Here is a 9,245-nt window from a genome sequence, read left to right on the forward strand (position 1 = left end):
GGGCTCCTGCTGAAGAGGGGGCCGGATCCGAGGGTGAGGCCGGCTGTTGGGCGGAGTCTGTAACCCCGCTGACAACGATGTCAACGAGTTCGTGACACTTTCGTTGCTGCGGCGCAACGAATGGGGCGTGCGGTAAACGTTTCCATGGCGTGAACAGCGCCTTCACGCCGGAGCCCTTGCTGCACGGGGCTCAACGGCTCCAGCGCATTCAGCACGCGACCGCACGCGGCGGTTGCGCGATGCAGCATGGCCTGCGCTGCCCCGCGCAGGGAAGTTGACAAACCGCCGTTGTCCATCGAAAGAATGTGACAACGTTGTTCCCAGCCACTCTCCGACGCCGCGTTCTGCGACCGTCGCCGCAGGAGCCCTCCTGATGTCCGCCGTCCCCGCTGCAAGCGCGCGCCCGAACGTGGCCACCTCCATCGCCATCGTCGGCGTCCTGTTCTTCCTGATCGGTTTCTTCACCTGGCTCAACGGCCCGCTGATCACCTTCGTCAAGCTGGCCTTCGAGCTCAGCGAGGTCGGCGCCTTCCTGGTGCTGATGGTGTTCTACCTGTCCTATTTCTTCCTGGCCCTGCCGTCGTCGTGGATCCTGCGCCGCACCGGCATGAAGAAGGGCCTCAGCCTGAGCCTGCTGGTGATGGCCGGCGGCGCGGCACTCTTCGGTGAGTTCGCGACGCAGCGCTGGTACCCCGGCGCGCTGGGCGGGCTGTTCGTGATCGGCAGCGGCCTGGCCCTGCTGCAGACGGCGATCAATCCCTACATCTCCATCCTCGGCCCGATCGAGACCGCAGCGCGTCGCATCGCGCTGATGGGCATCTGCAACAAGATCGCCGGCATGCTGGCGCCGGTGCTGATCGGCACCCTGGTGCTGCATGGCATCGGTGACCTGGACAAGCAGGTGCAGGCGGCCGACGCGGTCACCAAGGTGGCCCTGCTCAATGAGTTCGCCGCCAAGATCCATGCACCGTACCTGGCGATGGCCGGCCTGCTGGTGCTGCTGGCCGTCGCCGTACTGTTCTCGCCGCTGCCGGAGATCAAGTCCTCCGAGGCCAACGCCACCCCGACGGCCGCCGGCGCGGCCGAGCGCAGCAGCATCTTCCAGTTCCCGCACCTGTGGCTGGGCGTGCTCTGCCTGTTCGTGTATGTCGGCGTGGAAGTGATGGCCGGTGATGCCATCGGTACCTATGGCCACGGCTTCGACCTGCCGCTGGACCAGACCAAGATGTTCACCTCGTTGACCCTGGCGGCGATGCTGGCTGGCTACGTGGTGGGCCTGCTGCTGATTCCCCGGGTGGTTTCGCAGTCGCGCTACCTGACCGTTTCGGCGGTACTGGGCGTGGTGTTCTGCCTCGGTGCTTGGGCCACCCACGGCTACGTTTCGGTGGCCTTCGTGGCCCTGCTGGGCTTTGCCAACGCAATGATGTGGCCGGCCATCTTCCCGCTGGCGATCCGTGGCCTGGGCCGTTTCACCGAGACGGGCTCGGCGCTGCTGGTGATGGGTATCGCCGGTGGCGCGATCATTCCGCAGTTGTTCGCCGTGCTCAAGCAGCACATCGATTTCCAGCTGGTGTTCGTGCTGCTGATGGTGCCGTGCTACCTGTACATCCTGTTCTACTCGGTCATCGGCCACCGCGCCGGCCTGCCGCAGGAGCGCTGATAGGCGATGATGGACGGCAGCCAACCCCAGGGAAAACCCATGCGCAGAGCGACCATCAAGGACGTCGCGGAGAAGGCCAAGGTCTCTCTGAAGACCGTCTCGCGGGTGATCAACAACGAGCCCTCCGTGATGCAGGCCACCCGTGCGCGGGTGCTGCGGGCGATCGCCGAGCTCGACTACGAGCCCGATCCGTCCGCGCGCAACCTGCGCAGCGGGACCACTTTCGTGATCGGGCTGGTCTACGACAACCCCAACCCGTACCACATCATCGGCGTGCAGAACGGCGTGCTGGCCGCGTGCCGGGAGACCGGCTTCGGCCTGCAGATCCACCCCTGCGACTCGAGCTCGCCCCTGTTGGCCGATGAACTGGCCGACTGGGTACAGCGCTCGCGCCTGGCCGGCCTGGTGCTGACCGCACCGATGTCCGAGCGCCGAGATCTGGTGCAGGCGCTGACCGCACGCGGCATCAAGCTGGTGCGCATCATCGCGGCGACCGAGGACCCGGCGGACGGAGCCTGCGTGTTCGTCGACGACCGCGAAGCGGCCTACGAGATCACCGAGCATCTGATCCAGCTGGGCCATCAGCGCATCGGCTTCCTGTGGGGTGGCAGCTCGCACCGCTCTTCCGGCGAACGCTATGCCGGCTACGAAGCGGCGCTGAAGGACTACGGCATGACCGTGGACAAGCATCTTGTGGTGCAGGGCGACTACACCTTCGACGACGGTTTCCGGGGCGCGCGCCGCCTGCTGGCGCTGCGCGAACCGCCCACCGCCATCTTCGGTTCCAACGATGAAATCGCTGCGGGCGTGCTGGCCGCTGCCAAATCGGCGGGGATGAACGTGCCCTACGACCTGTCCATTGCCGGCTTCGAGGACAGCCCGTTCTCGCGCCAGTCCTGGCCGCCGTTGACCACCGCCAAGCAGGCCACCGAGGACATCGCACGCCACGCCGCGCGCCTGCTGATCGCGCAGCTGCGCAGCGATGCCTATGACGACGCGCCTGCACCGCTGCACAACCAGGGCTTCGTGCCGCAGCTGGTAGTGCGCGGGTCGACTGCGCCGATGCGTCCCGCCGGCGCCCGCCCACTCCCTTCCGATCCTGCCTGAGCCCGCCATGTCGCTGTCCGACCCCACCTCCACCCTGATGTTCGCCGAAGCCGCTGAAGCGGCCGACGTCGTCGCCCGCCAGTTCTCGCGCAACCACGCCACGATGGAGACGCTGGCTGCCAGCCTGCGCGCCGCGCCACCCCCGTTCGTGGTCACCTGCGCGCGCGGCAGCTCCGATCATGCCGCCACCTACGGCAAGTACCTGCTGGAAACCCAGCTGGGCCTGGTGGTCGCCTCCGCCTCGCCGTCGGTGGGCTCGGTGTATGCCGCGCCGCTGCAGCTGCGCGGTGCACTGTTCATCGTCATCTCGCAGTCGGGCAAGAGTCCGGATCTGCTGCGCAATGCCGAAGCGGCCAAGGCCGCCGGCGCGCGCGTGGTCGCACTGGTCAATGTCGAGGATTCGCCGTTGGCGCAGCTGGCCGATACGGTGATTCCGCTGCATGCGGGCCCGGAGAAGAGTGTGGCCGCGACCAAGAGCTACCTGGCGTCGCTTGCGGCACTGCTGCAGCTGGCCACGTACTGGAAGCAGGACAGCGGCCTGCGCGCTGCGCTGGAGCTGCTGCCGGATGCGTTGCGCGAGGCATGGCAGTGCGATTGGACGGCGCTGGCCGATGGCCTGGTGGACGCCACCAACCTGTTCGTGCTCGGGCGTGGGCTTGGGCTTGGCGCGGCGCAGGAAGTGGCGCTGAAGTTCAAGGAAACCTGCAGTCTGCATGCCGAGGCCTACAGCTCGGCCGAGGTCAAGCATGGCCCGATGGCGCTGGTCGGTCGCGGCTTCCCGGTGCTGGCTTTCGCCCAGCCCGATGAGACCGGCGCGGGCACACGTGCCGTGGTGGAGGAGTTCTCAGCGCGTGGTGCGCAGGTATGGATGGCCGGCGCCGCAGGCAACCTGCCGGTGGCTGCCGCGCCGCATCCGTTGTGCGCTCCGCTGCTCACCGTGCAGAGTTTCTACCGTGCGATCAATGCGCTGGCGCTGCGCCGCGGGTTCAACCCGGACCTGCCGCCGCATCTGAACAAGGTCACGGAGACCGTGTGATGGCAACCGTGCTGCGCAATGCCCGCATCCTGGTCGGGGATGATTTCCGCGATGACCTGGCAGTGCTCATCGAGGACGGGAAGATCAGCGCGCTGCTCCCCGATGCCGCGCCGCAGGTGGGCCAGGCGGCCGAGCAGGTCGATCTCGGCGGCGGCTGGCTGCTGCCGGGTTTCATCGACGTGCAGGTCAATGGCGGTGGCGGCGCGCTGTTCAACAACACGCCGGACGTGGCGGCCCTGCGCACCATCGCGCAGGCGCACCGCCGTTTCGGCACCACCGCGATGCTGCCGACGCTGATCAGTGATGACGTGGCGGTGATGCGCGAGGCGATCGCCGCCTTGCGCGAAGCCATCGCTCAAGGCGTACCCGGTGTCATCGGCATCCATCTGGAAGGGCCGTACATCGCCCCGGCACGGAAGGGGACCCACGACGCCAGCAAGTTCCGCGTGCCCGATGCGGAGGAGATCGCGCTGGCCGCCTCGCTGGACAATGGCGTGACCCTGCTCACCCTTGCGCCGGAACGGGTACCGCTGGAGTCGATCCGCGCACTGGTGGAGCGCGGGGTGATCGTCGCGGCTGGACATACCGCTGGAACGTACGAAGAGATCCGCGCCGGCCTGGATGCCGGCGTGCGCGGCTTCACCCATCTGTACAACGCGATGTCGCCGCTGCAGGGCCGGGAGCCGGGCGCGGTGGGTGCCGCGCTGGAAGATCGCGACAGCTGGATCGGCATCATCGTCGACGGCGTGCACGTGCATCCGGCCAGCCTGCGGGTAGCGCTGGCGGCCAAGCCACGCGGCCGCCTGCTGCTGGTGACCGATGCGATGCCGCCGGTCGGCGCCGATGATCCCAGCTATGTGCTGTATGGCGAGACCATCACTGCCGTCGATGGGGTGGTGCGCAACGCAGCTGGCGCGCTGGCCGGCTCGGCACTGGACATGGCCACGGCCGTGCGCAACACCGTGCACCTGCTCGGCCAGCCGCTTGCCGAAGCGGCGCGCATGGCCTCGACCTATCCGGCGCAGTTCCTCAATGTGGACGACCGGCTGGGCCACATCGCCGAGGGTTACCAGGCCGACCTGGTGCTGCTGGACGATGCCCTGCAGGTGCGGGGCACCTGGATTGCCGGACAGTACGAGGCCGCCTGATGAGTGCTGCGCCGTCAGCGCGCCTGGGCTCGATCGACGCCCTGCGCGGCATCACCGTGGCGGCGATGCTGCTGGTCAACAACCCGGGCGACTGGAGTGCGGTGTTCGCACCGCTGCGTCATTCGGACTGGCATGGCTGCACGCCCACCGATCTGGTGTTCCCGTTCTTCCTGTTTCTGGTGGGCGTGTCGATGGCCTTCAGCGTGGCACCGCGCGCGCTCGATGCTTCGAAGCGACCCACACTGGCGCGTGGCGTGCTGGAGCGCGCGTTGCGCATCCTGGTAGCCGGGGCGTTGTTGCATCTGCTGATCTGGTGGGCGCTGGATACGCATCACTTCCGCATCTGGGGCGTGCTGCAACGCATCGCGGTGTGTGCGGCGCTGGTTGGCCTGCTGGCGGTGTATGCGCGGCTGCACGTGCAGGCCGGGGTGCTTGTCGGGCTGCTGGTGGGCTATACCGTGCTGCTGCTCGGCCTCGGTGATCTGGCGCCATGGACCAATCCGGCCAGCCGTCTGGATACCGCGCTGTTCGCCCCGTGGATCTACCAGTGGCACGCCGATACCGGGCTTGGGCATGACCCGGAAGGGCTGCTGAGCACGCTGGGCGCGCTGGCCAGCACCACCCTGGGCCTGCTGGCCGGCGCACTGCTGCGCAGAGGTCGCGCTGTGGCGCTGGCAGGATTGGGCGCCGCAACGGCAGTGCTGGGCCTGCTGCTTGCCATTGTGCTGCCGTTGAACAAGCAGCTGTGGACGCCCAGCTACGTGCTGTGGACCGGAGGTCTTGCGGCGCTGGCCCTGTGGCTGGCGCATGTGCTGATCGACCAGAAGGGCTGGCCCGCGTGGGGCCGTCGTTTCGGCGTCAACGCGATCACCGCGTACCTGGGGGCCTCGGTGATGTCGGTGGCATTGTTGGCAACCGGCGCCTGGGGCTGGGTCTGGCAGCAGCTGGCGGCGGCGATGCCGGGTGCGCTGGAGCTGGCGTCGATGCTGCAGGCCCTGGCCTTCGTCACCCTGTGGTGGGGCGTCGCGTGGTGGCTGGACCGGCGCAGGATCTATCTCAAGATCTGACAGCGCCGGGGTATGGACGCACCTGCGGTGGAGCAGGGCCAGCTCGGCTCATTGCTGGCCGGGGACTGCCGCTGCGGGCTCCACCAGCGCCCCCGCGTGATCGGCCAGCACCTGTACCGCGTGCAGCAGCCCTTCTTCCACCTGCGGCGGGCAGTGCGCTCGGGCATCGTCCATCTCCCGCGCTGCCTGCGCGGCCAGCAGCAGTCCTGCGCAGGAAGACACTGCGGCCAGGCAGCGCGTAGCGCCGGCCAGGTCACGCGCCCTCGCTTCCGTGATCCGCGTTTCGGGCCAAGGTTGGCCGTTGGCACCGTCGCCGCGCGCGATGCTGCGTAACCGGGCGAAGAATGCAGGCTGCGGCACGTTCTCGTGGGCTGCGGCCAGCGCATCTTCCAGGATGTCGGCGGCAGCGGCGGGCAGCCGCAGCCCAGGCAGGGCATCACCCAGCAGCGCGTGCAGGCGGGGATGGGTGGGATGGGGCAGGGTCATGGTGGCAACCTCACAGGCAAGGCCACCTGCGGGGTGCAGGGTGGCGGGCGGTGCGGGTTGGCGTGCCGGTGAAGCTTTTCAACGGAGAAAAAGCCGGCGGATCCGGAGATCCCCACGCACCGCCCGCCGCAGAACGACGGAGGGTGCACTATTCGGGCCCGCGATGTTGTCGCAGGCCCGCCGTTGAAAAGCTTCATTCGGGACGCCAATCCCGGCCAGCACTGGGGCGCTGGCAGATGCCACCGTCGCGCGGTCCACAGCGCGATGACATGGGCAAAGTTGCAATGTGTGTGTCCGTATCGCCCATCTGTCGCGTGACCGGAGCGCCGTGTCGGCATCGCGCAATGCCTGCGCTGCCAGCCAGGTCAGATACGACAACCTGCGCGATGGCCGTGCCGATCATCAACCCGCTATGCTGGGCGCCTGACTCAACGGCAAGGAACGTCGTATGCAGATCTGCAACGGAGTGCGGCGCGCGGGTGCGACGGTGGTCGTGCTTTGGGCTGCGCAGACGATGGCCGCAACGGCCTCGGCATCCGCGGTTGAACTGCCCTCACCGGAGGCGCAGGTGCAGATGCTGCAGCTGCTGGAGGCACGCGCGCTGTATCGCGACCGTGTCGATTGGGCCGGTGTACGTGCGACGCTGGCCGCCGCAACCGACGATGCCGACCGGCGCCGGTTGCTGGATGACGCCGCTACCCGCAGCACGGGCGGCCATGGCCGCTGGATTCCGCCCAGCCTGCAACGCCAGCGTTCCGGGCGTGCGCAACGCTTGAAGGCCGGCCAGGATGCGGCATCGCCAATGCCGTGGCAGGCCGATGCGCGCGTCGGTGTACTGCAGGTGAGCCCATTCCTGGACGATCCTCAGGCGGGCGAGCAGGCACGGTATGACGCTCGCAGAACCTACGCGCTGGCGCTGCAGCACCGCATCGTGGCCCTGGATGACGGCACGCGGTGCGGCTGGGTGGTGGATCTGTCCGGCAATGGCGGCGGCAACATGTGGCCCATGCTGCTGGGACTGCTGCCGTTGTTGCAGGGTACCCCGGATAAGGAAGGGGCCGTGCTCGGCGGCTTCCGCAGCGCCGAAGGGCAACGGCCATGGCGACAGCGCGACGGAGAGGTCCTGGATGGCGCGAATTCGCGGCTTCGCTCGCGCGAGGCGGCCTATGTGCTGCGCGGCGGTTCCGCACCGGTTGCGGTGGTGTTCGGCCCCCGTACTGCCAGTTCGGGCGAGGCCGTGGCGCTGGCCTTCCGCGGCCAGCCCGGCAGCCGCAGTTTCGGCCAGCCCAGTGCAGGCTATTCCACCGGCAATCAACCCGTGCCCCTGGTGGATGGCAGCATGCTGCTGCTGACCGTCAATATCATGACCGACCGCCAGGGGCAGGGTGACGGTCGCCAGCTGCAGCCGGATCAGCCCACCGCCCCCGGAGCGTCCGGTCTGCAGGCCGCGCAGGACTGGCTGCTGGCCCAGCCCGCCTGCTCGGGGCGTTGATCTGCACGCAGGAAAGCGAGCCGCGGAAGGGTCCGCTGACACCGGTTCATCGCTCGAGGGCTCGGCCTGTTAAAGTCTCTCCTGCAATCACGTAGCGGAAGCGACCATGGACCACGACACCCCGTTCGAACCCCTCAACGACCTCGAGGTGCGCCTGCTGCAGGCCCAGGATGGCACGCTGACCGCGTCGCAGTTCCTCGATGGGCTGCTGACCTCGACGGCGTTCGTGCTGCTGGACAAGGCCATCGGCGAAGACGGCGCATGGGATGAGAGCATCTCGCCCCTGGTGCTGACCAGCGAGAGTGGCGAGCCGATGTTCGCGGTGTTCACCGCCCCCGAGCGTGCCGGCCTGTGGCACGAACAGCTGCCGCAGTTCGCGCATGCCATGCCGATCGCGGTGCATGCGCTGCTGGCCGGAATCGGCGACGGTGTCGGCCTGGTGCTGAACCCCGGCCTGGACGTGGGCATGGAGATGATTCCCGATGCCGTGGCGCAGTTGAAGCAGCGCGCTGCTGCGATCACGCGGGGCATGGCGCACTGACCACACCGATGCCGGTGGTAGATCCGGATGCGCTCACATGTGGTGTCGCATAAGGACCGGGTTTGCCGCTGAGAAGTGATTCGACGATCACTTTGAGGTTTTCATCGACAGAGAATTGGCAGTGCTGTGCGTGAGTTTCCGCGCTGGCATGTCTGCGTTGTCGTCTTTGACTCTTTCTTCTGTGCCCTGCAGCCGAACAGTCTGGCCCGTTTCAAGCCGGACGCGCGTTGCTCATGGAAGGACTTCCGCATCACCTCCGTCATGCGACGTTGCTCGCGGCGCTTGCAGCGCCGCGAAGCGACGATCGCTTTCTCAGGTTGCACACCCCCTGCGGCACTGACGTGCTGGTGGCCGAAACGCTGGATGGCGTCGAACAGATCGACGGCATCGGTTTCCAGTGGACGATCACGGCGCTGTCGCTGGATGCGGGCCTGTCGCTGGGCCCGCTGATCGGGCAGGGCGCGCTGCTGCAGATGCAGCAGGCCGACGGCAGCCTGCGGCCGTTGCATGGACGCATCACCGCCGCCGAGCGGCTGGGCAGCAATGGCGGGCTGGCGCGCTACCGGCTGCGCCTGCAGCCTTGGCTGGCGTTCCTGTCGCAGCGGGTGGACAGCTATGTGTTCCACGACAGGACGGTCGTGGAGATCGTCGAGGACATCTTCGCCGACTACGGTGGTCTGGCCCCGGCCTGGCGCTGGTCGCTGGCCG

General features: G+C 67.9%; 9 protein-coding genes. 8 read left to right on the plus strand and 1 reads right to left on the minus strand.

The features are described 5' to 3' along the window. Window positions 1–373 precede the first annotated feature (373 nt). Genes IMX13_RS12830 through IMX13_RS12850 form a run of 5 tightly spaced genes read left to right on the plus strand, consistent with a single transcriptional unit; the run spans window position 374 to window position 6,018 of the window. Window positions 374–1,660: a sugar MFS transporter gene (locus IMX13_RS12830; RefSeq protein ID WP_053519282.1), complete on the plus strand. Its 1,287-nt coding sequence runs from the start codon at window positions 374–376 to the stop codon at window positions 1,658–1,660. 39 nt (window positions 1,661–1,699) lie between these two features. Continuing rightward, a complete protein-coding gene (locus IMX13_RS12835) occupies window positions 1,700–2,767 on the plus strand; it encodes a LacI family DNA-binding transcriptional regulator (protein ID WP_049466708.1) in 1,068 nt (355 codons plus the stop codon). A 7-nt stretch (window positions 2,768–2,774) separates the two neighbouring features. Next, on the plus strand, window positions 2,775–3,803 hold the full coding sequence (locus IMX13_RS12840) for an SIS domain-containing protein (protein ID WP_193396477.1): 1,029 nt from the start codon (window positions 2,775–2,777) through the stop codon (window positions 3,801–3,803). Then, on the plus strand, window positions 3,803–4,951 hold the full coding sequence (nagA, locus tag IMX13_RS12845; protein WP_180877155.1) for an N-acetylglucosamine-6-phosphate deacetylase: 1,149 nt from the start codon (window positions 3,803–3,805) through the stop codon (window positions 4,949–4,951). Before IMX13_RS12840 ends, nagA begins: the two co-directional genes overlap by 1 nt. After that, on the plus strand, window positions 4,951–6,018 hold the full coding sequence (locus IMX13_RS12850; protein WP_193396478.1) for a heparan-alpha-glucosaminide N-acetyltransferase domain-containing protein: 1,068 nt from the start codon (window positions 4,951–4,953) through the stop codon (window positions 6,016–6,018). The genes nagA and IMX13_RS12850 overlap by 1 nt, the downstream gene beginning before the upstream one ends. Window positions 6,019–6,066: 48 nt before the next feature. Here the strand turns inward: IMX13_RS12850 and IMX13_RS12855 are convergent, their stop codons facing one another. Further along, window positions 6,067–6,504 (minus strand): hypothetical protein, encoded by a 438-nt coding sequence (locus IMX13_RS12855; RefSeq protein WP_065181752.1) that lies wholly within the window; start codon window positions 6,502–6,504, stop codon window positions 6,067–6,069. Between the two features lie 448 nt (window positions 6,505–6,952). Between IMX13_RS12855 and IMX13_RS12860 the strand changes: the two genes are divergently transcribed. The 3 genes from IMX13_RS12860 to IMX13_RS12870 form a co-directional block, all read left to right on the plus strand. Continuing rightward, a complete protein-coding gene (locus tag IMX13_RS12860) occupies window positions 6,953–7,996 on the plus strand; it encodes a S41 family peptidase (RefSeq protein ID WP_193396479.1) in 1,044 nt (347 codons plus the stop codon). 106 nt (window positions 7,997–8,102) lie between these two features. Continuing rightward, window positions 8,103–8,537: an SseB family protein gene (locus IMX13_RS12865; RefSeq protein ID WP_005411035.1), complete on the plus strand. Its 435-nt coding sequence runs from the start codon at window positions 8,103–8,105 to the stop codon at window positions 8,535–8,537. A gap of 233 nt (window positions 8,538–8,770) precedes the next feature. Beyond that, window positions 8,771–9,245 (plus strand): contractile injection system protein, VgrG/Pvc8 family (locus IMX13_RS12870; protein ID WP_264464680.1); only part of this gene is annotated, 475 nt, incomplete at its 3' end.

The organism is Stenotrophomonas sp. B2 (assembly GCF_014947095.1).
GTDB classification, from domain to species: Bacteria; Pseudomonadota; Gammaproteobacteria; order Xanthomonadales; family Xanthomonadaceae; genus Stenotrophomonas; species Stenotrophomonas maltophilia_P.

What these genes read in the sequence shown, in the direction of transcription:
- IMX13_RS12830 (WP_053519282.1), top strand. Translation starts at nt 374, where the DNA reads ATGTCCGCCGTCCCCGCTGCAAGCGCGCGCCCGAACGTGGCCACCTCC.
- IMX13_RS12835 (WP_049466708.1), top strand. Translation starts at nt 1,700, where the DNA reads ATGCGCAGAGCGACCATCAAGGACGTCGCGGAGAAGGCCAAGGTCTCT.
- IMX13_RS12840 (WP_193396477.1), top strand. Translation starts at nt 2,775, where the DNA reads ATGTCGCTGTCCGACCCCACCTCCACCCTGATGTTCGCCGAAGCCGCT.
- nagA (WP_180877155.1), top strand. Translation starts at nt 3,803, where the DNA reads ATGGCAACCGTGCTGCGCAATGCCCGCATCCTGGTCGGGGATGATTTC.
- IMX13_RS12850 (WP_193396478.1), top strand. Translation starts at nt 4,951, where the DNA reads ATGAGTGCTGCGCCGTCAGCGCGCCTGGGCTCGATCGACGCCCTGCGC.
- IMX13_RS12855 (WP_065181752.1), bottom strand. Translation starts at nt 6,504, where the DNA reads ATGACCCTGCCCCATCCCACCCATCCCCGCCTGCACGCGCTGCTGGGT.
- IMX13_RS12860 (WP_193396479.1), top strand. Translation starts at nt 6,953, where the DNA reads ATGCAGATCTGCAACGGAGTGCGGCGCGCGGGTGCGACGGTGGTCGTG.
- IMX13_RS12865 (WP_005411035.1), top strand. Translation starts at nt 8,103, where the DNA reads ATGGACCACGACACCCCGTTCGAACCCCTCAACGACCTCGAGGTGCGC.